The following is a 21888-nucleotide window of genomic DNA, read 5'->3' as shown; positions in this document are numbered from 1 at the left end:
CGACGCCCCTCGGCCCTTTCAGGCCGGCATCGGCACCCGGCTGGCCAGCGGTTCCAGCAGCGACTCGATCTCGACCGGTTCTTCCCATTCCAGCCTGACGGTCACGACCGTCACCCGGTTGCGGAAGGCGGGCGGGATCCGCACGAAGTCCTTGCGCGTGGTGACCGGCGTGGCGCGCAGGCTTTCGGCTTCGGCCAGCAGGTCGCGCATGTCGCCTTCGTCGAAGGGGTAGTGGTCGGCGTAGGATTGCTTGCCGGCCAGGAACACGCCGGCTTCCTGCAGCGTGGCGAAGAACTTGCGCGGGTTGGCGATGCCGCAGAAGGCGAAGACCGGCTGGCCGGCCAGCAATTCGGCCTCGGGCCCCGGGCGCAGGCGGGCGCGCAGCACCGGCAGGCTGGCCGGCAGCTGGGCCAAGGCGTTGGCCTCGTCGGCGCCGATCAGGACCGCGGCGCGGCAGCGCGCGGCGGCGGCGGATACCGGTTCGCGCAGCGGTCCGGCCGGGATGATGCGCCCATTGCCGAAGCCGTAGGACCCGTCGATGACCAGCAGCGACAGGTCTTTCTCGAGCGTCGGGTTCTGCAGCCCGTCATCCATCACGATGGCCTGGGCGCCGCCAGCGATCGCGGCCTGGGCGCCGGCGGCGCGGTTGGCGGCAACCCAGGTCGGGCGCTCGGCGGCCAGCAGCAGGGCCTCGTCGCCCACCGCGGTGCTGTCGTGCTGGGCGGTGTCCACGCGGGTCGCGTGCTTGATGCGCCCGCCATAGCCGCGCAGCAGGAAATGCGTGCCGATGCCGCGGTTGCTCAGCCTGCGGCCGATATCGAGCGCGACAGTGGTCTTGCCGGCGCCGCCGGCGGTGGCATTGCCGCAGCAGATCACCGGGACCGGCGATTGCCAGCCCGGCCGCGCCATGCGCCGCGCGGTGGCGGCTGCGTAGAGGGCGGCGGCGGGTGCCAGCAGGATGGGCGCGAGCCCACCGCCGCTGCCGCCGCTCCAGAATTCCGGAGCCCGCATCAGGTACCGTCCACCCTTGTCCTTTCCCCCGGCGGCCCGGAGAGGGCCGGTGCCGCCGCCAGATTGCCGCCCGGTGCGGCCGACGTATCGCCCGGGCCGGGCAGCAGCAGCACGAGCGCCGCGGCGATCCGGTCCGGCAGGCCGGCCTGTTCGGCCGCCACCGCGGCGGCGGCGCTTGCCTGCGCCTGCCCCCGGCCAGGGTTCGTTAGCATGTCGCCCACCGCCTCGGCCAGCATGGCAGCCGGGTCCGGTCCGGGGTCGACACGAACCAGCCCGCCGGCCGCCGCCATGCGGTCCAGGATCTCGGTGAAGTTCCAGGTATGCGGGCCGACCAGCACGGCGCAGCCCAGCCGCGCCGGCTCCAGCGGGTTCTGCCCGCCATGCGCCACCAGCGAGCCGCCGACGAAGGCAAGGCGCGCCAGGCGATACCACAGGCCGAGCTCGCCCAGCGTGTCGGCCAGCAGGATCTGCGTGTCCGGCCCCGGATCCTGGCCGGCGCCGCGGCGCGCCAGCGCGATTTCCCGGGCCAGGGCGGCGACCTCGGGGCCGCGTTCGGGGTGGCGCGGCACGATGATGGTCAGCAGCCCGGGATGCGCGGGCGCGAGCCGCCGGTGCGCGGCGATGACCAGGGCTTCCTCGCCAGGGTGGGTGCTGGCCGCGACCCAGGCCGGGCGGTCGCCGAACAGCGCCGCCAGGCGTGCGGCTTCGGCGTCGTCGGCGGGCAGCGGCGGGGCGGCGTATTTCAGGTTGCCCGGGCAGGTCGCGCCCGGCGCGCCCAGGCCGCGGAACCGCGCGGCGTCGGCCTCGGTCTGCGCCAGCACCAGGCGGAAGGCGGAGATCACGCGGCGCGCCAGCCCCGGGGCGCGCGCCCAGCGCCGCGCCGCGCGCGCCGACATGCGCGCATTGACCAGCGCCATCGGGATGCCGCGCGAAGCGGTGGCGGCGACCAGGTTCGGCCACAGCTCCGATTCCACGAAGACCGCCGCATCCGGTCGCCAGCCATCGAGGAAGCGGGCCACCCAGCGCGGCACGTCGAGCGGCACGAAGCGATGCGCCACGCGCGGCGCCAGCGCCGCCGGCAGGCGGTCCGCCAGCAGCCTGGCGGAGGTGACGGTGCCGGTGGTGACCAGCACGTGCAGCGCCGGGTCGCGCGCCGCCAGCGCCTCAATGAGCGGCAGCACGGACATGGTCTCGCCAACGCTGGCGGCGTGCAGCCAGACCAGCCGGCCGGGCGGGCGCGCGGCGCCGTGGCCGTAGCGTTCGGCCAGCCGCGCCGGGTCCTCCTTGCCGCGCGCCGCGCGGCGCCGCAGGTGCAGCGGCAGCACGGGCGCCAGCGCGGCGGCCGACCAGCGCCAAGCCAGCGCGAGCATCACCGCCTGTCCCTGGCCACGCGGGCCGCGGTGCCGCGGCGCGCCGTCATGCCCCCACCATCGCATCGGCGCGCGCGCAGGCGTCGTTCAGCGCGGCGGCGATGGCGTCGATGCCGGCCGCCGCATCCTCCCGCGCCACCACCACCGGCGCGCCCATCACCGCCACGCCGCGCGCGAAGGGCAGCGGGAAGCGCATGCGGTCCCAGGACCCCGCCAGCCGCATTCGGGACGATGCCGCCGCACAGGGCAGCACGGGCACGCCGGCCAGGGCGGCCAGCTGCGCCACGCCGGGCGCCGCCGCGCGCGCGGGGCCGCGCGGCCCGTCCGGCGTGATCACCGCGACGCCGCCCCGCGCCAGGATGCGCGCCAACGCCCGCAGCCCGGTGGCGCCGCCCTTTGAGGAGGAAGCGTGCACCACATCGATCCCGAAGGGCTGCACGGCCGCGGCGATCAGCCGGCCGTCGCGATGCCGGGAGATCAGCACCTGCGCCCGCCGCCCGCCTTCCTGCGGCACCCGCCGCGCCAGCAGCCGCCAGCCGAGCGCGGCCAGCGGCAGTCGTTCGTGCCAGAAGGCCAGGATCATCGGGCGGTCGGCGAAGGCGCGGGCATGTTCCTCGCCCACCAGGGTCCAGCGGGTGGTGGCCCAGACCAGGCGGAGATACAGCGCGACCAGCCACGCCAGCAGCCGCTGCATGGCGGGGTGGCGGATCAGGCGCTTCGCCATGGGAGCCTGTGGCACGGAATTGTCACGCTGCGGCCGTAGCACGCCCGGCGGCACCGGCGAAGCGGCACCGCATCCCGGCGGCTTCGCGATGGCGCGGCGCCATGGCAGGATCGCGCCGTCAGAAGATTCGAAGGTGTTCCGGCATGGCGTGGGTCCGCAGCTTCCAGGGTGCCGCCGCGCGGCGCATGCGCATCGCCGTGCTGCTGGCCGCGCTGCCGCCGGCAGTGCTGGCGGGCTGCGATTCCCCACCGCCCGCGCAACAATCCGGCCCGCCGCCGGCCGTGGTGGTGGCGCGGGTGGAACGCCAGTCGATCAGCCAGGGCGCCGAGTTCATCGGCCGGGTCGAGGCGATCGACAAGCAGGAGGTCCGCGCCCGCGTCACCGGCTTCCTCTATGCCCGGCATTTCGAGGAAGGCGCCCAGGTCAAGGCGAACGACCTGCTGTTCACCATCGAGCAGGCGCCCTTCGCCGCCGAGGTGGCGCTGCGCCAGGCCGCGGTGGAGCGCGCCGAGGCCGAGCTGCGCAACGCCACCCTGCAGGTCGAGCGCGGGCAGGAACTGCTGCGCACCAACGCCATCCCGCAATCGACCGTCGATGATCGCATCACCGCCCAGGCGGCGGCGCAGGCGGCGGTGAATTCCGCCAAGGCCCAGCTGGAGCAGGCGCAGATCCAGTACGGCTACACCACCATCCGCGCCGCCTTCGACGGGCGCGCCGGGCGATCCCCGCTCAGCCCCGGCAACGTGGTGGGGCCGGACAGCGGCATCCTGGTGCAGGTCGTGCGCGACGATCCGATCCGCGTGACCTTCCCGGTGACACAGCGCGAATTGCTGCGCTTCCGCCAGGCCCAGGGCCAATCCGGGACCGATGGCGTGCAGGTGCTGGTTCGCCTGCCCGACGGCACCCTGCTGCCGACCGCCGGGCGGATCGACTTCATCGACGTCTCGGCCAACCGTTCGACCGACAGCGTGCAGGTGGTGGCCCAGGTGCCCAACGCGCAGCACCTGCTGACCGATGGGCAGGCGGTGGCGGTGGTGGTGCGCGCCGCGCAGCCGCAACAGGCCATCGTGATCCCGCAATCGGCCCTGCAGATCGACCAGCAGGGCGCCTTCGTGCTGGTGGTGGGCGCGGAGAACAAGGTCGAGGTGAAGCGCGTGCGCACCACCGCCGGCCCGGACGGGCAGACCGTGGTGACCGAGGGGCTGGAGCCCGGCCAGCTCATCATCATCGAGGGGTCGCAGCGCGCGCGGCCGGGGCAGCCCGTGACACCGCGCCAGCAGGAAACCCCGCCTGGCGCGACGCCCACGCGCGCAGGCGCGGCGCCTGCCGGCGGGACGACCCCTGGCGCGCCTGCCGGCGTTGCACCCTCCGGCGCGCCTGCCGGCGGGACGACCCCTGGCGCGCCTGCCGGCGCGACGACCCCTGGCGCGCCTGCCGGCGCGACGACCCCCGCGCGCGGCGGCTGACCCCATGATCAGCAAGGTCTTCGTCGACCGGCCGCGCCTCGCGGTCGTCATCGCCATCGTCATGACCATCGCGGGCATCGTCTCGTTGATGCAGATCCCGGTGGCACAGTTCCCCGATATCGTCCCGCCGCAGGTGACGGTGACGGCGAACTACCCCGGCGCCTCGGCCGAGGTGGTGGAAGCCACCGTCGCCCAGCCGATCGAAAGCCAGGTCAACGGCGTGGACAACATGATCTACATGCGGTCCACCAGCGGCAATGACGGGTCCTATACGCTCACCGTCTCCTTCGCGGTCGGCACCGACCCCGACCAGAACACCACCAACGTGAACAACCGCGTGCAGCTGGCGCTCGCGCAATTGCCCGACCAGGTGCAGCGGCAGGGGCTGTCGGTCAGGAAGAAATCCTCGGCGCTGCTGCAGGTCATCACGCTGCGCTCCACCACCGGCGCGCAGGACACGCTGTTCCTGTCGAACTACGCGACCATCAACATCCTGGACGTGCTCAAGCGCGTGAACGGCGTGGGCGACGTCGTGATGTTCGGCGCGCGCGACTATTCCATGCGGATCTGGTTCGAGACGGACCGGCTGACGGCGCTGAACCTCACGCCCAACGATATCGTCAACGCCATCCAGGCGCAGAACCAGGTCGCCCCGCTCGGGCGCATCGGCGCGCAGCCGGCCAGCAACGACACGTCGTACCAGCTCAACATCCGCACCACCGGGCGGCTCGAAAGCACCGACCAGTTCGGCAATATCGTGGTGCGTGCCAACCCGGATGGCTCGGTGCTGCGCGTGCGCGACGTGGCGCGCATCGAACTCGGCGCCTGGAGCCAGGACCAGAGCACCCGCGTCAACGGCCAGGACGCGATCGGCATCCAGATCTTCCTCGCGCCCGGCGCGAACGCCGTGGGCACGGCGGATGCGGTGGCGCGGGTGATGAACCAGCTGGCCGAACGCTTCCCCGCCGGCGTCGCCTATGCGGTGAACTACGACACCACCGGCTTCGTGAAGCTGACCATCCACGAGGTCATCAAGACCTTGATCGAGGCCTTCGTGCTGGTGGTCATCGTGGTCTTCCTGTTCCTGGGATCGCTGCGCGCCACCCTCATTCCGTTGGTGGCGGTGCCGGTCAGCCTGATCGCCACCTTCGTCGTGCTCAACGCCATGGGCTATTCGGCCAACACCGTCTCGCTGCTGGCCATGGTGCTGGCCATCGGCATCGTGGTCGACGACGCCATCGTGGTGGTCGAGGCGGTCGAGGCCAAGGTCGAGGAACAGCCCCACCTGTCGGTGGCGGATGCCACCAAGGCGGCGATGGAGGGCATCACCGCGCCGATCATCGCCATCACGCTGGTGCTGCTGTCGGTCTTCGTGCCGCTCGCCTTCATCCCGGGCATCTCGGGCGAATTGTTCCGGCAATTCGCCGTGACCGTCTCGGTCGGCATGTTCTTCTCGGCGATCAATGCGCTCACCCTCTCGCCGGCGCTGTGCGCCGTGCTGCTCTCGGCGCATCACGGGCCCAAGAAGGGCGTGATGGGCCGCATCTCGCGCGGCATCGACTGGGTGCGCGACGGCTATGCCGGCATCGTGGGCAAGCTGGTGCGCCGCGCCTTCATCTCGATCATCCTGCTCGCGGTGTTCCTCGCCGGCATCATCGGCGTGGGCAGCCGCACCCCCACCGGATTCCTGCCGCAGGAAGACCAGGGCGCCTTCTTCGTCGAGATCCGCATGCCCGACGGCGCCAGCCTCAACCGCACGCAGGACATCTCCCGCCAGGTCGAGGCCGTGGCGCGTGGGCTGCCTGGCGTGCAGGACGTCATCACCATCGCCGGCTATTCCATGCTGAACGGCCTGGCGCAGTCCAACAGCGCCTTCCTCATCATCACGCTGAAGCCCTTCGACGAACGCACCACGCCGGCACTCGGCGTGAACGGCATCATCCGCTCCGTCGTGCGCGGCACCAACGAGGTCGCCGCGCAGATCATCCCCTTCAACCTGCCGCCGATCATCGGCCTGGGCACCGCCGGCGGCTTCGAATTTCAGTTGCAGAACCTGGAAGGCCGCCCGGTCGGCGAAATGGCGGCGGTGATGCGCGCGCTGGTGCTGGCGGCCAACCAGGAACCCGCGCTGTCGCGGGTCTATTCGACCTTCTCGGCGAGCAACCCCTCGGTCTTCCTGGATATCGACCGTGACCGCGCGCAGGTGCTGGGGCTGTCGCTGAACGACATCTTCTCGGCGGTCTCGGCGGCGATGGGCGGGGCCTATGTGAACGACTTCAACCTGTTCGGCCGCACCTGGAAGGTCAGCCTGCAGGCCGAGCAAGCCGACCGCATGGGCATCCCCGACATCTACCGCGTCAACCTGCGCAACCGCGACGGGGACATGATCCCGCTGCGCGCCCTGGCCGATGCCCGCATCGAATTCGGCCCGCAATCCATCATGCGCTACAACAACGTCCGCAGCCTCACGATCAACGGTGAATCGGCGCCGGGGCGTTCGTCCGGCGACGGGCTGGCGGCGATGGAACGGGTCGCGCGCGCCACGCTGCCGGCCGGCTATTCCTACGAATGGACCGGCACCGCCTTCCAGGAGAAAGCGGCCTCGGGCCAGACCGGCACCATCCTCGCACTCGCCGTGCTGTTCGCCTTCCTGTTCCTGGTCGGGCTGTACGAATCCTGGACCATCCCGGTGCCGGTGCTGCTGTCGGTCTCGGTCGGCGTGCTGGGCGCGATGGCGGCGATCGGGCCGGCGGGCCTGGCGCTCGACCTCTATGCCCAGGTCGGCATCGTGGTGCTCATCGCGCTGGCGGCGAAGAACGGCATCCTCATCATCGAATTCGCCAAGGACCAGCGCGAACACAAGGGCGTGTCGATCACCGAGGCCGCCACGCTGGGTGCGAAGCTGCGCTTCCGCGCGGTGATGATGACGTCCTTCGCCTTCATCCTCGGCCTCTATCCGCTGGTGGTGGCCGAGGGCGCCTCCGAGATCAGCCGCCGCGCCGTCGGCACGCCGGTCTTCTGGGGCATGCTGGCGGCGTCGTCGGTCGGCATCTTCATGATCCCGATGCTGTATGTGGTGTTCCAGACGCTGCGCGAACGCATCAAGGGCGTCCTGTTCCGCCCCAAGCCCGCCCCCGCGACCCCCCACGCTTGACCCGGGGCGCGCGGCACACGATTTCTGTCACAACCGCGGGGACCTCCCGTCCCTGCCCTGATGGAGACCCCCCATGGGTGACATGACCAAGCCCGTCTCCGACGACACCTTCAAGCAGGACGTCCTCGAAGCCCAAGGCCCGGTGCTGGTGGATTTCTGGGCCGAATGGTGCGGGCCCTGCCGCATGGTGGCGCCGATGCTGGACGAGATCGCCGCCGAATACGCCGGCAAGCTGACCATCGCGAAGGTGAACATCGACGACAACCCGATGACACCCAACGAATACGCGGTGCGCGGCATCCCCACCCTGATCCTGTTCAAGGACGGCAAGCCGGTCGAGACCAAGGTGGGTGCGATGCCCAAGGGCGCGCTGAAGGCGTGGATCTCGGGGGCGATCGGGGAATAGGCGGCGGGCCCGCTCCGCACCCCGGGTTACCGGCGGGATACCGCATTTCGCCACGGGCGAACCGCGCGGGCGTTCAAGCGACGCCGCGCGGGTCGTAGGCTCGTCCCATCCGCATGACAGGATGGGAGAGAACTCCATGACACCAACCGAACCACGACACCTGCCCGGGGCACGCCGCTGATGGCCGCGCTCCTCGACACCGCGCTGACGCGGCTGCTCGGCATCACGCATCCGGTGCTGCTGGCGCCGATGGGCTCGGCGGCCGGCGGGCGGCTGGCCGCGGCGGTCACCCGCGCCGGCGGGCTCGGCCTGGTCGGGTCGGGCTATGCCGATGCCGCCGCCATCCGGCGCGAACGCGCCGAGGCCGGCAATACCCGTGTCGGCGTCGGCCTGGTGACCTGGGCGCTGCCGGACGGCCCCGATGCGCTGGACGAAGCCCTGGCCGGCCGCCCGGCCGTCGTCATGCTGTCCTTCGGTGACCCGGTGCCCTGGCTGCCGCAGGTGAAGGCGGCGGGGTGCCTGGCGATGTGCCAGGTGCAGTCGGTCGGCCAGGCGGTGGCTGCGGTGCAGGCCGGCGCCGACATCGTCATCGCGCAGGGCCGCGACGCCGGCGGGCATGGCGGTACGCTGCGCGGCACCATGTCGTTGGTCCCCGCCGTGGTGGACGCGGTGGGCAGCGTGCCGGTGGTCGCGGCCGGGGGCATCGCCGATGGGCGCGGGCTCGCGGCGGCGCTCAGCCTCGGGGCGGCGGGGGTGCTGATGGGCACGCGCTTCGCGGTCTCGGCCGAATCGCTCTGGACCGGTGCGATGAAGCAGCGCGTGGTCGGCGCCGGCGGCGACGAGACGCGCCAGACCCGCGTCTTCGACGTGGTGCGCGGGCTGGGCTGGCCCGCCGAATTCCCCGGCCGCGCGCTGCGCAACGGCTTCGCCGACCGCTGGCATGGGCGCGAGGCAGAACTCGCGGCGGCACGCCCGCAAGAGGAACCAGCCTATATGGGCACGCAGCCCGACGATTTCGCCACGCGCGTCATCTGGGCCGGCGAGGGCATCGACATGATCGCCGACATCCCGACCGCCGCCGAGATCATGGACCGCCTGGTCGCCGAGGCCGCCGCCACGCTGCGCCGCGGCGCCGCTCTGCTGCGCTGACACGGGGCGCGCGTCGCCTCACGCGGCGGCGGCGCGTGCCTTCAGCCGATGGCCGACGGCGACGATCGCCTCGATCGCCGGCAGCAATTCGCGACCCAATTCGCTCAGCGTGTATTCCACGCTGGGCGGCGATGTCGCCATGGCGTGACGCTGCACCACGCCGGCGTCTTCCAGCTCGCGCAGCCGGCGCGTCAGCACGCGCGCCGAGACCGGCGCGAGGTCGCCCTTCAACTCGCTGAAGCGCCGCGGCCCCGCGCCGAGATACCACACCACATTCGCCGTCCAGGCGCCGCCGATCACCGCCATGCAGGCACTCAGCGGGCAGGTGTCGGGCGGCTGCGGCGCGCGGTTCTTCCTGACCTTCAGCGGCATCGGACAATCTCCCCGGTATCCGGGCGGATACCGCATTGCGCGGGCGCGGGCTTCATCGCCGCGGCGCGCGCCATCATCTGCCTCCGCAGCACGCCGGCGCCGTCGCGCCGCGCAGAGAGGACATCCGGATGGCACGCATCGCAATCATCTACCACAGCGGCTTCGGCCACACGAAGGCGCAGGCGGAGGCCGTGCTGCACGGCGCGGCCGGCGTGCCCGGCACCGAGGCCACGCTGATCGAGGCCGAGCGCCACGCCGCCGCCTGGGCCACGCTCGACGCCGCCGATGCGATCATTTTCGGCACGCCGACCTACATGGCCGGGCCTTCCGCGCCCTTCAAGGCGTTCCTGGACGCCACCTCGGACCGCTGGGCCAGGCAGGCCTGGAAGGACAAGATCGCGGCGGGCTTCACCAATTCCGCCGGCATGAACGGCGACAAGCTCGCGACACTGCAGGCGCTGTCGTTGTTCGCCATGCAGCACGGCATGGTCTGGGTCGGCCTGGGGCTGCTGCCGGGCAACCACACCAGCACGGGATCGCCCGCCGACCTCAATCGCCTGGCGGGATTCCTCGGCGCCATGGCGCAGTCGCATGCGGACCTGCCGGCGGAGCTCGCGCCGCCGGAATCGGACCGTGCGACGGCGGCGCATCTGGGTCGCCGCGTCGCGGAAGCGGCATGCCGATGGCGCCAGGGCACTGGCATCCTGGCGGCGGCATAGCGCCATGACGCACGCCCATGACGCCGCCGCCATTGCCGCCATCGCGCAGGCGCTCGGCCTGTATTTCGACGGGCTGTACCACAGCGACACGCGCCGCCTCGCGCGCGTGTTCCACTCCGATGCGCGCTATGTCTGCGCGTCCGAAGCGCCGGTGGTGAATCTCGGCATGGCCGAATACTTCCCGATCGTCGACGCACGCCCCTCGCCCGCCAGCCGCGGGGAGGCGCGGCGCGACCGCATCGTCTCGATCGCGCTGGCCGGGCCGCACACGGCCATCGCGCGCGTGGAATGCGCGATCGGCGCGAAAGCCTTCACCGACCTGCTGAGCTTCATCCGCGCCGATGGCGAATGGCGCATCATCGCCAAGGTCTTCCACTTCGACCGGATCGACGCGTGACGCAGCAGGCCACGACCGGGCGACGACGCGCGCAGGACCAGGCAGCGCGAGGCGTCGAAGCGGCCAGGGCGAAGAGTCGCGGCGCTACGCCGCGACCGGCACCAGCGCGGCCCTGAACTGCGCCGCGCAGGCCTCCCACGACCACGCCTCGGCATGCGTCCGGCAGGCGGCCCGGTCGGCCTCCAGCGCCTTCAGGCAGGCGGCGCGCAAATCCTCGTCCAGCGCGCCGATCCGCGGGTCGGTCACCACATCCCGTGGCCCCGTCACCGGAAACGCCGCGACCGGCGTGCCCGACGCCAAGGCCTCCAGCAGCACCAGTCCGAAGGTGTCGGTGCGCGACGGAAACACGAACACATCCGCCCCGGCATAGGACCGCGCCAGCATCCCGTTGTCGCGATAGCCGGTGAAATGCACGCCGGGGAACTTCGCCATCAGCCCCGCCCGCGCCGGCCCATCCCCCACCACCACCTTGGTGCCCGGCAGGTCGAGCGACAGGAACGCGTCGATCCCCTTCTCGACCGCGACGCGCCCGGCATACAGGAAGACCGGCCGCGCCAGGCCCTCCCAAGGGTCCCGGGGTTCCGGGCGGAACCGCGCCAGGTCCACCCCGCGCGTCCAGGCGCGCACCTTGGTGAAGCCGCGCGCGGCCAGTTCCTCGCGCAGCGACCGCGTGGCGGCGAAGGTGCCCGCGCCGGCATTGTGGAAGCGCCGCATCACCGCCCAGGACCACGAAACCGGGATGCGCGTGCGCGCATGCAGGTAGTCCGGGAAGCGCGTGTGGAAGGCGGTGGTGAAGGGCCAGCCGCGCTTCACGCACAGCGCGCGCATCGCCCAGCCCAGCGGCCCTTCCGTCGCGATATGCACCACCTGCGGGGCGAAGGCATCGACCAGCCTGCGCAACCGCCGGCCGGGCGCGATCGCCAGCCTGATCTCCGCATAGCCGGGCGTCGGGATGTTCACGAAGCGGTCGGGGCCGATCACCTCCACCGTGTCGCCGCCCGCGCGCAGGTGGTCCACCACGATCGACATGGTTCGCACCACGCCATTCACCTGCGGGAACCAGGCGTCCGAGACCACCAGGATGCGCAGCGGCGCGACGCGCACGCCGATGCTGTCCGCCGCAACAGGCGCGTCGTCCATGCCGCGTCAGGCCGCCGGGATGGCGGCGCGCTTCGGCGCGCGCGCATAGGACAGCCGGTTCTCGGCCACCCAGTCCACCAGCGCGAACCGCCCATCGGCGTGTTCGACCAGCGCGGTGCAGCTCTCCACCCAGTCGCCGTCGTTCATGTAGAGCACGCCGGCCACCTCGCGCATCTCGGCATGGTGGATGTGGCCGCAGATCACGCCGTCCAGGCCGCGGCGCTTCGCCTCGGTGGCCAGCGCGGTCTCGAAGCGGTCGATCGCCTTCACCGCTTCCTTGACCTGGCGTTTCAGCCACTGCGACAGCGACCAATACGGGTAGCCCAGCCGCCGGCGCGCCGCGTTGAACCAGCGGTTCACGAACAGCGCCCAGTCGTACGCCCAGTCGCCCAGATGCGCGATCACCTTGGCGTAGCGGATCACGCCGTCGAACTCGTCGCCATGGATGACCAGGAAACGGCGGCCGTCGGCGGCGACGTGCTCGGCCTCGCGCACCAGCTTCACGCCGGCGAACTCCAGGCCGAGCCAGTCGCGGAAGATCTCGTCGTGGTTGCCGGGGATGTAGATGACCTCGGTGCCGTGGCGCGCCATCCGCAGGATCAGGCGGATCGCCTCGTCGTGGTCGGCATCCCAGTACCAGGATTTCCGCAGCCGCCATCCATCGATGATGTCACCCACCAGATAGAGCTTCTCGCACTCCACCTTGCGCAGGAAATCCACCAGGAAGTCGCCGCGCGCCCCCTTGGTGCCGAGGTGCACATCCGACAGGAAGATGGTGCGGTAGCGGCGGCGCGCCGTGGTCTCGTGCATCCGAACATCGCTCCCGGACGGCGCCTTTGCGCGCGGGGCTCCGCGCGACTCCGGCGGCGTGCTGCAGATGCGCGGGGCGATACCGCGCGGCTGCGCGCCCGCGTGTGAATCCTGCATGAAGCATGTGGCGCAAGCGCCTGCGGCACCGGCATGTCATCATCACGCAACGCCGCCGTCGCCGAATCGCCACCATCGCGCTGCCAGAAGCCCTGCCCGATGCCACCGCGCATGCTCATCGTCTTCAACCCAGCCGCCGGGGCGCGCCGTCGCCGCCGGCTGCTGGCCGCGCTTGACCTGCTGCGCGGCCTCGCGCTGCGGCCCGAGGTCGCGGAGACCACGCATCGCGGCCATGCCGTCGGCATCGCGCGCATGGCGGCGCAGGACGGCGTCGGCGTCGTGGTCGCCGCTGGCGGGGATGGCACCATTGCCGAGGTCGCGGCCGGGCTGTCGGGATCGGACAGCGCGCTCGGCGTGCTACCGCTCGGCACCGCCAATGTGCTGGCGCTGGAGCTCGGCCTGCCGCGCAGCCCGGCGGGTGCCGCGGCGGTGCTGGCCATGGGCCGCACCGCGCTGCTGCATCCGGGCCTCGCGCACCATGCCGACGGGCGTGAATTGCTGTTCGTGCAGATGCTGGGCGCGGGCTTCGACGCCGCCGTGGTGCACCACCTGCCCGCGGGCCTGAAGCGCGCCATCGGCAAGGGGGCCTATGTGGCGCAGACGCTGCGCGAGATGCCGCGCTACCCCTTCGCGCCGATCCGCTGCGTGATCGACGGCCAGGCGCTGGATGCGGCCAGCATCATCGTCAGCAAGGGGCGGCTCTATGCCGGGCGCTTTCTGCTGGCGCCCGGCGCGGACCCGCGGGCGGAAGGCTTCCATGTCGTGCTGTTCCGCGATGCCGGGGTGCTGGCGGCGATGCGCTACGGCGCGGCGCTGCCGCTTGGGCTGTTGTCGCGGCTGGGCAGCGTGGAGATCCGCCGCGCATCGCATGTGATGCTGGACGGACCGGGCATTCCCGCGCAGGCGGATGGCGATGCGGCCGGCTGCCTGCCGGTCACGATCGGCGCCGCGCCGAAGCCGATGCGGATCGTGGTGCCCTGAGCGGACCCTATGCCGCGCCGCGCGGCCATGCTCGATTGCGGCACCCTTCCAGTCGCCAGGATGTCCATCGCATGACCATCGGCTTCCGCATCGCCCCCGTCACGCAGCGCGTGGCACCCGACCTGTGTGCCCGCGCGCTGAAGCTGCCGGCGGCGAATATCGGCGACGTGATGAACCGCATCCAGACCATGCGCGGCGGGATGCGCCCCTTCGGCGGCAAGCGCGTCATCGCCGGCCCGGCCTTCACCGTGAAGGCGCGATCGGGCGACAACCTGCTGCTGCACCGCGCCTGCGACATGGCCGCACCTGGCGACATCATCGTGGGCGACGGCGCGGGTGACCTCTCCATCGCGCTGATGGGCGAACTCATGATCGGCCACGCCCAGAAGCGCGGCGTGCAGGGCATCGTGCTGGATGGCGCGGTGCGCGATGTCGATGCGCTGGCGGCGATGGATATCGGCGTATGGGCCTGCGGCGCCACGCCGTCCGGCCCCTACAAGGACGGCCCCGGCGAGATCGGCCACCCGATCGCCTGCGGCGGCCAGGTGGTGATGCCGGGCGACCTGGTCGTGGCGGATGCCGATGGCGTGGTGGTGGTGCCGCGCGCCCATGCGGAACAGGTGATCGCCGCCGCCGAGGCGCACAACGCCAAGGAACAGAAGGCCCAGGCGGCGATCGACGCGGGCACCTACGACCGCGCCTGGGTGCTGGACGCGCTGCGCGCCAAGGGCTGCGAGGGCGCGTGACGCGCCGCGCCCCGCGCGATGCCCCGGCCGTGGCCTGCCGATGATCCGCCGCCTGCTGCGCTGGACCGGCGCCGGCCTCCTGCTGCTGCTGATCGGCGCCGCGATGTGGCTCTACACGCCTGACGAGGACCCCGCCCGACTGCGCGCCGTCCATGCCGGCCCGCCCTCGGCCTTCCTGGATGTGGCGGGGCTGCGGCTGCATCTCCGCGACACCGGCCCGCGCGAGGGCCCCGCCGTGCTGCTGCTGCACGGCTTCGGGTCCAGCCTGCACAGCTGGGACCCCTGGGCGGGCCTGCTGGCCGACCGCTTCCGCGTGGTGCGCGTGGACCTGCCCGGCTTCGCGCTGACCGGCCCCGACCCGACCGGCGACTATTCCGATGCGCGCGCCGCGGTGGTGCTGGCGGCGCTGCTGGACCGGCTCGGCATCGCGCAGGCCGATGTGGTGGGCAATTCGATGGGCGGGCGCATCGCCTGGCGCTTCGCGCTGGCCGAACCGGCGCGGGTACGCCGCCTGGTGCTGGTGTCACCCGATGGCTTCGCCAGCCCTGGCCGCCCCTATGGCGCGCCGGAGCCGGTGCCGCCGGTGGTCCACCTGCTGCCCTGGATGATGCCGCGCGCGGTGGTGCGCGCGACGCTCGCCCCCGCCTATGCCGACCCGTCGCGCATGACCGAGGCCGATGTCGACCGCGCCCACGACCTGCTGCGCGCGCCGGGCGTCCGCCCGGCGATCCTGGCGCGCATGGCCCAGCATGTGCTGGAGGACCCGCGCCCGCTGCTGCCGCGCCTGGCGCAGCCCGTGCTGCTGCTGTGGGGCGACCAGGATCGGCTGATCCCGGCCAGTCACGCCCAGGACTGGCTGGCGGTGCTGCCGCGGGCGGAGCTCGTGGTGCTGCCCGGCCTCGGGCATGTCCCGCAGGAGGAAGCGCCAGAGGTGTCGCTGCGCCCTGTGCGGGCCTTCCTGGACCGCTGACCCGGCGCCCGGCGCGCATGAAAAAGGCCTCCCGCCGGCGCGGGAGGCCCTTCGCATCACGCGCGCGTCGCGTGGGTCAGGCGGTGGCGGCCTGCTGGATCGCCGAGACCATCCAGCGCCCGCCCGGCCCCTTGCGCACGAAGGTCCAGAGCTCGGTCGCCTCGGTCCGCTTGGTGGTGCTGCCTTCGACGACCTCGTTCGTGGCGTTGTCGAAGGTCGCGTCCAGCATCGAGAAGCGCATCGCGACGGTGGCGTAGTCCTCGCCATCCTCGCTCCAGGCCTCGGCCAGGTCGCCCTGGTCCAACCGCACGTCGCGCGTCTCGTTGCGCCAGTTGCGGGCTTCCAGGTCGCGCAGGTCCTGCGCGAAATAGGACACCATCTCGGGCGTCGCGACCGTGCGCAGCGCGGTCAGGTCGCGCTTCGACCAGGCCGCGTTGAGCTCGACCAGCGCCTGCTCGAAGCCCTTGTAGTCGGCCGGGCCGATCGCCACCGGCACGGCCGGCGCGGCAGCCTTCATGCCGCCCGCGCCGCCGAACTGCTTGGCCTCGGGCTGCGGCTGGAAGGCATGCGCCTGCGGGCCGGCCGCCATGGCCGGCTGCTGGCGGCGGCGGAAGAAGCGCACCACCAGCATCACCACGATGCCGATCAGCGCGACCTGCAGCAGCATGCCCAGGATGGCGCCGAAGCCGGCACCGCCGCCGAACAGGCCGAAGCCCAGCAGGCCGCCGATCAGCCCGCCCATCAGCAGCGCGCCGCCGAACGACCCGAAGAACCCGCGCGAGGCCGGCGCCGCGCCAGGCGCCATGCCCGGGCGCGTCACGGCCGGGCTGCCCGGCTGCGTCGCGGTGCGGTCCATGCGCTGCGCGCCGCTGGGCGCGGTCTGGGTGGCGGGCGGCGCGGAATAGGTGCGGCTGCCGCGGCTGCCCGAGGATCCGCCGCCGCCGGGCCGTGCCTCGGCCAGGATGGGCGTCAGCACCAGGGCCAGCGCGGCCAGCGCGGTCAGGAAGGAAGCGGTTCGGCGCATCTTGGTTGGCGTCTCCGGCAAGGGTTCGTTGGGTGACATATACGATGTCCGGGTCGGATTTCGATGGGGTGAATCGCAAACCCTTCCTTCACCGCCCCGCCGCATGCTGCGAGATGCGCGCGGGATCACCCGACGCGCCCTCGCAGGATGCAGGGATGCGATCGCTGGTCTTCTCCACCGCCGATGCCGCGGCCGGGCCGCAACCGCGTGCCGTGCCGGCAGGCCTGGGCGCCGAGGCGATCCGCCGGGCCCAGCGCGGCCAGCCCGGCCGGGTGGCGCTGCGCCTTCCCGCGCCCGGCACCGATGCGCGCCGCCGCGTCGCCCTCGCGCTGCTCGAGGATGCCGGCCGCGCCCGCGGCGGCGCCATCCTGGAGACCGCGACCGGCGACCTGGTGCTGACCGAAGCCGACCCGCCCGACGCCAGCCGCGCCGAGGCCGCGTTGCTGCGGCTGTTCGGCGCCGCGCCCGAACGGATCGACCTGCCCGATGCCATGGCGGTGCTGCTCGCGCTGCCCGCGCCGGTCCCCGCCGCCCCCCGCCCGCTGCCGGCCCCGGCCCCCGCCGGGATCGAGGCCCTGGCCGATGCCGCGCCGCTGCCCGCGCTGCTGCACCGCGGCGGCGTGCTGCACATCGCCGCCGGGCAGCCGCGGCGGCTCGCCTTCCTGCGGTTGCGCCTGCCGCCGGCCGCGCTGGCCCCCCATCTGGGCGCCGCCGCCGAGGATCCCGACCTGCTGCACCACGCCGCCGACCGCCTGCGCGCCCGCCTACCGGGCCTGCTGGCCGACCCCACGGGGCGCGAGGCGCTGCTCGGCCTGGCCGCGCCGGTGCCCCTGCTGCTCGACCTGCCCGCCGCGCTGCTGCCTGACCCGCCCGCCGCCGAGGGCGATCCGCCCGGCACGCCGGCGCTGGTTGCGGCGCTCTCGCTGCGCGAGGCGCTGGCGGAGGGCCTGCCGGCGCGGCGCCAGGCGCTGCACCATGCCGGCTGGGGCCTCGCGACGCGCGGGATCGACGCGGCGTCGCTCGCGCTGGTCGCGCCGGAGGCCCTGCCGACCGACCTGCTTGTGCTGGCGTGGTCGCCGGCCCTCGCCGGCCGCACCGCCACCGCCGCGCTGCGCCGCATCGACCCCGCCCGCCTGGTGCTCGACGGCGCCGATGGCCAGGAGGCGCTGGAATGGGGCCTGGCGCTCGGCATCGCGCGCTTCGCCGGCCCCTGGATCGACACCGTGATGGCGGCCACCCGCATGGCCGGCTGCGCGCAGGCCGCCGGCTGCACGCGTGCGCAGTGCACCGCGCGCGCCGCCGCCGCCGCCGCCGAGGGCCGCGCAGGCTGCCGCGAACCGGCGCTGCTCGGCGCGCTGGTGCCGCCATGATCCTCGCCGAGGTCCCGGTGATCGGAGCGCTCGGCGCGCCACCCGGCGCGGCGGGGGCGGTCAGCCTGGCGGCGCTGGTGCGCGAGACCGTCGCCGCCGGCGTCGAGCGCCGAGTGCTGGTGTTCCGCCCGTCCCGCCTGTCGGCGCAGCACCGCCGCCCGGCGCAGCTCGCCCTGCTGCGCGAGGGCTGGGAAGGGCTGCGCCGCACCTCCCGCACCCGCGTCTTCGACCTGCCGCGCGCCGGCCTGGCGGCGGTGGAGGGCCTGCCCGGCCATCATCTGGCGGCCGCGCACCAGGCCATCGCCGGCATGCTCGACCCGCAGGAGGCCGGCGCGGTGGAGTTGCTGCGCCTGCCCGACCAGGCCGCGGCGGTGCTCTCGGCGGTCGAGGAGGCGCTCGGCCTCGATGCCGCGATGCGCGCCGCGCCGGCGCCGCTGCCCGGCCGCGCGCCGGAGGGTGCGGCGATCGGCCAGGCCGAGCGCGCGCTGCTCTCGGCCGACGTCACCGCCTTCCTGCGCCGCCGCCGCGTCTGCCGCCTGGTGCCTGGCGGCGGGGCGCCCGATCCGGTCTGGGAAGACCGCCGCGTGGCGCTGGAGGATGTCTGCGCCGCGCTGCTGCCGGGCTGCGACCTCGCGCGCACGCCGTGGCTGGCGCGCCGCTTCCGCCGCAGCATCGATGCGCGCCTGCTGGCCGGGCTGTGCCATGCCGAGGAACTGCGCGGGCTGGGGCCGCTGTCGCTGACGCTCGGCGTGGATGCGGTGACCTCGCCCGAATTCCTGCGGCTGGACGCGATGTGGCCGGCGGCGCTGCGCGGCGCGCTGACCGTCGCGATCGGCGCCGAGGAAGCCGCCGCCGACCCCGCCGGCTTCGCCTTCGCGCGCGAGGTGCTGCTGCTGCGCGGCCATCGCCCGATGCTGGATGCGCCGGTGGCCGGCGCGCTGCTGGCGCTGCCGCCGGCGCGCGCCGGCACGCGGCTGGTGCGGCTGCGCTGGTCGGAAGGGCTGCCCGCGCTCGGCACGCCGGGCGCCGAGGCGCTGCGCGCCGCCCTGCCGCCCGACGCCGAGGCGGTGGTGCTGGCGGGCGTCGACCGCCCGGCGGCGATCGCCTGGGGCTGGGAAATGGGCATCACGCTGTTCCAGGGGCGGCTGATCGAAAGCCGAAGATGATGTCGTGGACCCTCGGGCGGCGGGCGGCGGCCATGCGGCCGCCTTGCCAGCGCGCCATGCACAGACGCGCCGGCGGCGGCTGATGGTCGGGGCGCGGTCGCGCCGTGCGCTTGCGGATCGCGCGGGCGCGATCGGCCGAACGACGTTTCTGTCCGCCAACCGAGGGTCGCAAACGCGCCTTCGCCGTTTATATGGACGGCATGGAATCGCCGGCGCTGTTGGTTGAGGGATTGTCGAAGACCTACACGCCCGGCACCCCGCCGGCGGTCGACGACCTGTCCTTCACCCTGCCCATGGGCCGCACCTGGGGGCTGCTGGGGGGCAATGGCGCGGGCAAATCCACCACCATCGCCATGCTGCTGGGGTTGCTGGTGCCCAGCGCGGGGCGCGTGGTGGCGCTGGGCCACGACATGGCGCGCGACCGCTTCGCGGCGCTGGCGCGGATGAATTTTTCCTCCCCCTACATCGCGCTGCCGCATCGGCTGACGGTGCTGGAGAACCTGCGCGTCTACGCCCACCTGTACGGCGTGCCCGATGCCACGCGGCGCATCGCCGAGCTGGTCGAGGATTTCGCGCTGGGCGATTTCGCGACGCGCCATGCCGGCCAGCTCAGCGCCGGGCAGAAGACGCGCGTGGCACTGGCCAAGGCGCTGGTGAACCGCCCTGCGCTGCTGCTGCTGGATGAACCGACCGCGAGCCTCGATCCCGATACCGGCGACTGGGTGCGCGGCACGCTGGAACGCTATTCCGCGGCCACCGGCGCCGCGATCCTGCTGGCCAGCCACAACATGGCCGAGGTCGAGCGCCTGTGTTGCAACGTGCTGATGCTCAAGGGCGGGCGCGTGGTCGATGAGGGCAGCCCCGCCGCGCTGCTGGCGAAATACGGGCGCGACGACCTGGAGCAGGTGTTCCTCGACATCGCGCGCGGGCGTGCGCGGGCGGAGAGCGCGGCATGACCGCGCAGGGCGGCACGGCGCGCCGCATCTGGGGGCTGATGTACCGGCACCTGGCGTTGTACCGCCGGTCCTGGCCGCGCGTGCTGGAGCTGATGTACTGGCCGGTGCTGCAGATGGTGGTCTGGGGCTTCATCACCGCCTATCTGGCGGGCGTGCAGGGCAACACGGCGTCGGTGGCGGCCGGCGTGCTGCTGGGCGGCGTGCTGCTGTGGGAGATCACGCTGCGCAGCCAGATGGGCTTCGCGATCTCCTTCCTCGAGGAGATCTGGTCGCGCAACCTCGGCCACATCTTCGTCTCGCCGCTGCGCCCGTGGGAGCTGGTGGCGGGACTTGCGGCCATGAGCCTGCTGCGGACCCTGGCCGCGGTGGTGCCGGCGATGGTGCTGGCCTTCTTCCTGTATGGCTTCGGTGTGTGGAAGCTGGGGCCGGTGCTGGTGGCCTTCGTGGCGGCGCTGATGGCGATGGGCTGGTCGGTGGCGCTGGCGGTCACCGCGCTGATCCTGCGCCACGGCGCGGGGGCCGAGGCGCTGGCCTGGGGCGTGATGTTCGGCATCGCGCCCTTCGCCGCTGTGTTCTACCCGGTGGCGATCCTGCCGGCCTGGCTGCAGCCCTTGGCGCTGTGCATCCCGGCGACGCATGTCTTCGAAGGGATGCGCGCGGTGCTGGTGGATGGGCGCATCGCCTGGGACCACCTGGCCTGGGCCGTGCTGCTGGACGGTGTGTGGCTGGCGGCGGCGGCGTGGATCTTCCTGCGGCAATTCCACCAGGCGCGGGTGCGCGGGGCGCTGCTCAATATCGGCGAGTGACGGCAAGGCCTTCATCCACACCACCCGATACGCGCGACAGCTGGCGTTCCATCACGATCGTCCGTTCCTCGCCGTGGTGGCTCTCGCGCACGGTGACAAATCCCAGCCTCGCGTAGAACGCTTCGGCGGTGACGGAGGACGGGACGGTCAGCATCGCAACGCCCGTTTCCATCGCGGCCCGCTCGACCTGTGTCATCAGCGAGCGGCCAATGCCGCGCCCCTGGCACGCGGGATCGACGAAGACGGTTCGGACCACGCTGCCATCGAGGCTGGCGGTGCCGAGGATGGCGTCGCCCTTCGCTGCGACGAAGACGAGCCGGCGTTCCAGGAGATCGAGAACGGCGGCAGGGGAGAAACTTCGCGCGACGCGCGCGATGATCGCCTCGGAATAATCCCTGGCGTTCGTCTCCCTCAGCGCGGCGATGATGACGAGGCTGATGCCTTCGGCGTCCTCACGCCGTGCCAGGCGGATCGGGGTGTACAAGCCGGGAACCTTTTCGTTGCAGGCCGCTTTGATCCTGCGATTCGAGGCCGAGCACCAGCCGCCGCTCCGTCACGCTGCGCCCCCATTGTTGCGCCGTCACCTCGCGGTCCAGCACGAAGCCGGCGGCCTCATACAGATGCGCGGCGGCATCCAGGCCCGCCAGCGTCCACAGATGGACCTCCGGCATGGCGATGCGCCGCGCCTGGGCGATGGCCTCCGCCAGCCAGCGCCGCCCCAGCCCCCGGCCGCGCAGCGCCGGGTCCATGATGAACCAGCGCAGATGCGCGCTGGCCGGGTCCTCCCCGCAATCCAGCGCGATCGACCCCAGCACGCGGCCCTCGCCGACCGCGCAGCGGAACAGGTCGCGCGCGGGGTCCAGGCGCAGCAGGAAGTCGCCGAGCTCGCGCGCCACCTTCGCCTCGAAATAGGCGCCGAAGCCGTGGCTCACGGCATACTGCCGCGCGTGCAGCGCGGCGATGTCGCCGATCGCGCCGGGGGTCCAGCCGTCGTGGCAGGTGATGTCCATGGCGCGATCATCCCGCCCGCCCGC

General features: G+C 72.9%; 22 protein-coding genes. 13 read left to right on the top strand and 9 right to left on the bottom strand.

All coding sequences use genetic code 11. The features are described from left to right. Positions 1 to 18 precede the first annotated feature (18 nt). The 3 genes from lpxK to LQ222_RS16480 are packed head-to-tail and all read right to left on the bottom strand — an operon-like array spanning position 19 to position 3120. Positions 19 to 1011 carry a tetraacyldisaccharide 4'-kinase gene (gene lpxK, locus LQ222_RS16490; RefSeq protein WP_230167927.1) on the bottom strand — a complete coding sequence of 331 codons (993 nt, stop codon included), beginning with the start codon at positions 1009 to 1011 and terminating at the stop codon, positions 19 to 21. Next, a complete protein-coding gene (locus LQ222_RS16485) occupies positions 1011 to 2381 on the bottom strand; it encodes a 3-deoxy-D-manno-octulosonic acid transferase (protein WP_230167926.1) in 1371 nt (456 codons plus the stop codon). Before LQ222_RS16485 ends, lpxK begins: the two co-directional genes overlap by 1 nt. A 46-nt stretch (positions 2382 to 2427) precedes the next feature. Further along, the gene (locus LQ222_RS16480; protein WP_230167925.1) at positions 2428 to 3120 is read right to left on the bottom strand and encodes a lysophospholipid acyltransferase family protein; all 693 of its coding nucleotides are present in this window, start codon (positions 3118 to 3120) and stop codon (positions 2428 to 2430) included. Between the two features lie 128 nt (positions 3121 to 3248). Between LQ222_RS16480 and LQ222_RS16475 the strand changes: the two genes are divergently transcribed. The 4 genes from LQ222_RS16475 to LQ222_RS16460 all read left to right on the top strand — a co-directional run bounded on the left by LQ222_RS16475 (position 3249) and on the right by LQ222_RS16460 (position 9280). Then, a complete protein-coding gene (locus LQ222_RS16475) occupies positions 3249 to 4571 on the top strand; it encodes an efflux RND transporter periplasmic adaptor subunit (RefSeq protein WP_230167924.1) in 1323 nt (440 codons plus the stop codon). A gap of 4 nt (positions 4572 to 4575) precedes the next feature. Then, the gene (locus tag LQ222_RS16470) at positions 4576 to 7725 is read left to right on the top strand and encodes an efflux RND transporter permease subunit (RefSeq protein WP_230167923.1); all 3150 of its coding nucleotides are present in this window, start codon (positions 4576 to 4578) and stop codon (positions 7723 to 7725) included. A gap of 73 nt (positions 7726 to 7798) precedes the next feature. Further along, complete coding sequence (gene trxA / locus LQ222_RS16465; RefSeq protein WP_230167922.1) at positions 7799 to 8131, top strand: thioredoxin TrxA; 333 nt, start codon at positions 7799 to 7801, stop codon at positions 8129 to 8131. Positions 8132 to 8311: 180 nt separating this feature from the next. Next, complete coding sequence (locus LQ222_RS16460) at positions 8312 to 9280, top strand: nitronate monooxygenase family protein (protein WP_230167921.1); 969 nt, start codon at positions 8312 to 8314, stop codon at positions 9278 to 9280. Positions 9281 to 9298: 18 nt separating this feature from the next. Here the strand turns inward: LQ222_RS16460 and LQ222_RS16455 are convergent, their stop codons facing one another. Further along, the gene (locus LQ222_RS16455; RefSeq protein WP_230167920.1) at positions 9299 to 9652 is read right to left on the bottom strand and encodes a helix-turn-helix domain-containing protein; all 354 of its coding nucleotides are present in this window, start codon (positions 9650 to 9652) and stop codon (positions 9299 to 9301) included. A 128-nt stretch (positions 9653 to 9780) separates the two neighbouring features. Between LQ222_RS16455 and LQ222_RS16450 the strand changes: the two genes are divergently transcribed. Together LQ222_RS16450 and LQ222_RS16445 are read left to right on the top strand one after the other, a co-directional pair. After that, complete coding sequence (locus LQ222_RS16450; protein WP_230167919.1) at positions 9781 to 10371, top strand: flavodoxin family protein; 591 nt, start codon at positions 9781 to 9783, stop codon at positions 10369 to 10371. Positions 10372 to 10375: 4 nt separating this feature from the next. Continuing rightward, positions 10376 to 10768, top strand: coding sequence for a nuclear transport factor 2 family protein (locus LQ222_RS16445; protein WP_230167918.1), 393 nt, complete (start codon positions 10376 to 10378; stop codon positions 10766 to 10768). A gap of 84 nt (positions 10769 to 10852) precedes the next feature. On the opposite strand, the gene LQ222_RS16440 is transcribed toward LQ222_RS16445, so the two are convergent. Then, a complete protein-coding gene (locus tag LQ222_RS16440; protein WP_230167917.1) occupies positions 10853 to 11908 on the bottom strand; it encodes a glycosyltransferase family 1 protein in 1056 nt (351 codons plus the stop codon). 6 nt (positions 11909 to 11914) lie between these two features. After that, positions 11915 to 12718 (bottom strand): UDP-2,3-diacylglucosamine diphosphatase, encoded by an 804-nt coding sequence (locus LQ222_RS16435; RefSeq protein ID WP_230167916.1) that lies wholly within the window; start codon positions 12716 to 12718, stop codon positions 11915 to 11917. 228 nt (positions 12719 to 12946) lie between these two features. On the opposite strand from LQ222_RS16435, the gene LQ222_RS16430 reads away from it, so the two are divergent. The 3 genes from LQ222_RS16430 (at position 12947) to LQ222_RS16420 (ending at position 15532) form a co-directional block, all read left to right on the top strand. After that, the gene (locus LQ222_RS16430) at positions 12947 to 13816 is read left to right on the top strand and encodes a diacylglycerol kinase family protein (protein ID WP_230167915.1); all 870 of its coding nucleotides are present in this window, start codon (positions 12947 to 12949) and stop codon (positions 13814 to 13816) included. 71 nt (positions 13817 to 13887) lie between these two features. Then, a complete protein-coding gene (locus LQ222_RS16425; RefSeq protein WP_230167914.1) occupies positions 13888 to 14562 on the top strand; it encodes an RraA family protein in 675 nt (224 codons plus the stop codon). 40 nt (positions 14563 to 14602) lie between these two features. Further along, the gene (locus tag LQ222_RS16420; protein WP_230167913.1) at positions 14603 to 15532 is read left to right on the top strand and encodes an alpha/beta fold hydrolase; all 930 of its coding nucleotides are present in this window, start codon (positions 14603 to 14605) and stop codon (positions 15530 to 15532) included. 76 nt (positions 15533 to 15608) lie between these two features. Here LQ222_RS16420 and LQ222_RS16415 read toward each other — a convergent pair whose 3' ends face one another. After that, positions 15609 to 16556 carry a TIM44-like domain-containing protein gene (locus tag LQ222_RS16415; RefSeq protein ID WP_230167912.1) on the bottom strand — a complete coding sequence of 316 codons (948 nt, stop codon included), beginning with the start codon at positions 16554 to 16556 and terminating at the stop codon, positions 15609 to 15611. A gap of 155 nt (positions 16557 to 16711) precedes the next feature. Here LQ222_RS16415 and LQ222_RS16410 point away from each other — a divergent pair, with 155 nt between their 5' ends. From LQ222_RS16410 to LQ222_RS16395, 4 genes are all read left to right on the top strand, one after another. Then, positions 16712 to 17926 carry a hypothetical protein gene (locus tag LQ222_RS16410; protein WP_230167911.1) on the top strand — a complete coding sequence of 405 codons (1215 nt, stop codon included), beginning with the start codon at positions 16712 to 16714 and terminating at the stop codon, positions 17924 to 17926. Beyond that, entirely contained in the window at positions 17923 to 19092 is a 1170-nt protein-coding gene (locus LQ222_RS16405; RefSeq protein ID WP_230167910.1) for a hypothetical protein, read from the top strand. The genes LQ222_RS16410 and LQ222_RS16405 overlap by 4 nt, the downstream gene beginning before the upstream one ends. 200 nt (positions 19093 to 19292) lie before the next feature. Next, positions 19293 to 20048, top strand: a complete 756-nt coding sequence (locus LQ222_RS16400) for an ABC transporter ATP-binding protein (protein ID WP_230167909.1) — start codon at positions 19293 to 19295, stop codon at positions 20046 to 20048. Continuing rightward, positions 20045 to 20854 (top strand): ABC transporter permease, encoded by an 810-nt coding sequence (locus LQ222_RS16395; protein WP_230167908.1) that lies wholly within the window; start codon positions 20045 to 20047, stop codon positions 20852 to 20854. The genes LQ222_RS16400 and LQ222_RS16395 overlap by 4 nt, the downstream gene beginning before the upstream one ends. Here LQ222_RS16395 and LQ222_RS16390 read toward each other — a convergent pair. Continuing rightward, positions 20838 to 21338 (bottom strand): GNAT family N-acetyltransferase, encoded by a 501-nt coding sequence (locus LQ222_RS16390; protein ID WP_230167907.1) that lies wholly within the window; start codon positions 21336 to 21338, stop codon positions 20838 to 20840. The two genes, LQ222_RS16395 and LQ222_RS16390, sit on opposite strands and share 17 nt — an antisense overlap. After that, positions 21307 to 21864 (bottom strand): GNAT family N-acetyltransferase, encoded by a 558-nt coding sequence (locus LQ222_RS16385; RefSeq protein ID WP_230167906.1) that lies wholly within the window; start codon positions 21862 to 21864, stop codon positions 21307 to 21309. The genes LQ222_RS16390 and LQ222_RS16385 overlap by 32 nt, the downstream gene beginning before the upstream one ends. Positions 21865 to 21888 lie beyond the last annotated feature (24 nt).

The sequence above is a fragment of the Roseomonas sp. CECT 9278 genome (assembly GCF_918698155.1).
Taxonomy (GTDB): Bacteria; Pseudomonadota; Alphaproteobacteria; order Acetobacterales; family Acetobacteraceae; genus Neoroseomonas.
This window is presented reverse-complemented; position numbering and strand designations above follow the sequence as displayed.

Excerpts from the sequence above, each read along its gene's own strand:
- lpxK (WP_230167927.1), bottom strand. The coding sequence starts at position 1,011 with ATGCGGGCTCCGGAATTCTGGAGCGGCGGCAGCGGCGGTGGGCTCGCG.
- LQ222_RS16485 (WP_230167926.1), bottom strand. The coding sequence starts at position 2,381 with ATGCTCGCGCTGGCTTGGCGCTGGTCGGCCGCCGCGCTGGCGCCCGTG.
- LQ222_RS16475 (WP_230167924.1), top strand. The coding sequence starts at position 3,249 with ATGGCGTGGGTCCGCAGCTTCCAGGGTGCCGCCGCGCGGCGCATGCGC.
- LQ222_RS16470 (WP_230167923.1), top strand. The coding sequence starts at position 4,576 with ATGATCAGCAAGGTCTTCGTCGACCGGCCGCGCCTCGCGGTCGTCATC.
- trxA (WP_230167922.1), top strand. The coding sequence starts at position 7,799 with ATGGGTGACATGACCAAGCCCGTCTCCGACGACACCTTCAAGCAGGAC.
- LQ222_RS16460 (WP_230167921.1), top strand. The coding sequence starts at position 8,312 with ATGGCCGCGCTCCTCGACACCGCGCTGACGCGGCTGCTCGGCATCACG.
- LQ222_RS16455 (WP_230167920.1), bottom strand. The coding sequence starts at position 9,652 with ATGCCGCTGAAGGTCAGGAAGAACCGCGCGCCGCAGCCGCCCGACACC.
- LQ222_RS16450 (WP_230167919.1), top strand. The coding sequence starts at position 9,781 with ATGGCACGCATCGCAATCATCTACCACAGCGGCTTCGGCCACACGAAG.
- LQ222_RS16445 (WP_230167918.1), top strand. The coding sequence starts at position 10,376 with ATGACGCACGCCCATGACGCCGCCGCCATTGCCGCCATCGCGCAGGCG.
- LQ222_RS16440 (WP_230167917.1), bottom strand. The coding sequence starts at position 11,908 with ATGGACGACGCGCCTGTTGCGGCGGACAGCATCGGCGTGCGCGTCGCG.
- LQ222_RS16435 (WP_230167916.1), bottom strand. The coding sequence starts at position 12,718 with ATGCACGAGACCACGGCGCGCCGCCGCTACCGCACCATCTTCCTGTCG.
- LQ222_RS16430 (WP_230167915.1), top strand. The coding sequence starts at position 12,947 with ATGCTCATCGTCTTCAACCCAGCCGCCGGGGCGCGCCGTCGCCGCCGG.
- LQ222_RS16425 (WP_230167914.1), top strand. The coding sequence starts at position 13,888 with ATGACCATCGGCTTCCGCATCGCCCCCGTCACGCAGCGCGTGGCACCC.
- LQ222_RS16420 (WP_230167913.1), top strand. The coding sequence starts at position 14,603 with ATGATCCGCCGCCTGCTGCGCTGGACCGGCGCCGGCCTCCTGCTGCTG.
- LQ222_RS16415 (WP_230167912.1), bottom strand. The coding sequence starts at position 16,556 with ATGCGCCGAACCGCTTCCTTCCTGACCGCGCTGGCCGCGCTGGCCCTG.
- LQ222_RS16410 (WP_230167911.1), top strand. The coding sequence starts at position 16,712 with ATGCGATCGCTGGTCTTCTCCACCGCCGATGCCGCGGCCGGGCCGCAA.
- LQ222_RS16405 (WP_230167910.1), top strand. The coding sequence starts at position 17,923 with ATGATCCTCGCCGAGGTCCCGGTGATCGGAGCGCTCGGCGCGCCACCC.
- LQ222_RS16400 (WP_230167909.1), top strand. The coding sequence starts at position 19,293 with ATGGAATCGCCGGCGCTGTTGGTTGAGGGATTGTCGAAGACCTACACG.
- LQ222_RS16395 (WP_230167908.1), top strand. The coding sequence starts at position 20,045 with ATGACCGCGCAGGGCGGCACGGCGCGCCGCATCTGGGGGCTGATGTAC.
- LQ222_RS16385 (WP_230167906.1), bottom strand. The coding sequence starts at position 21,864 with ATGGACATCACCTGCCACGACGGCTGGACCCCCGGCGCGATCGGCGAC.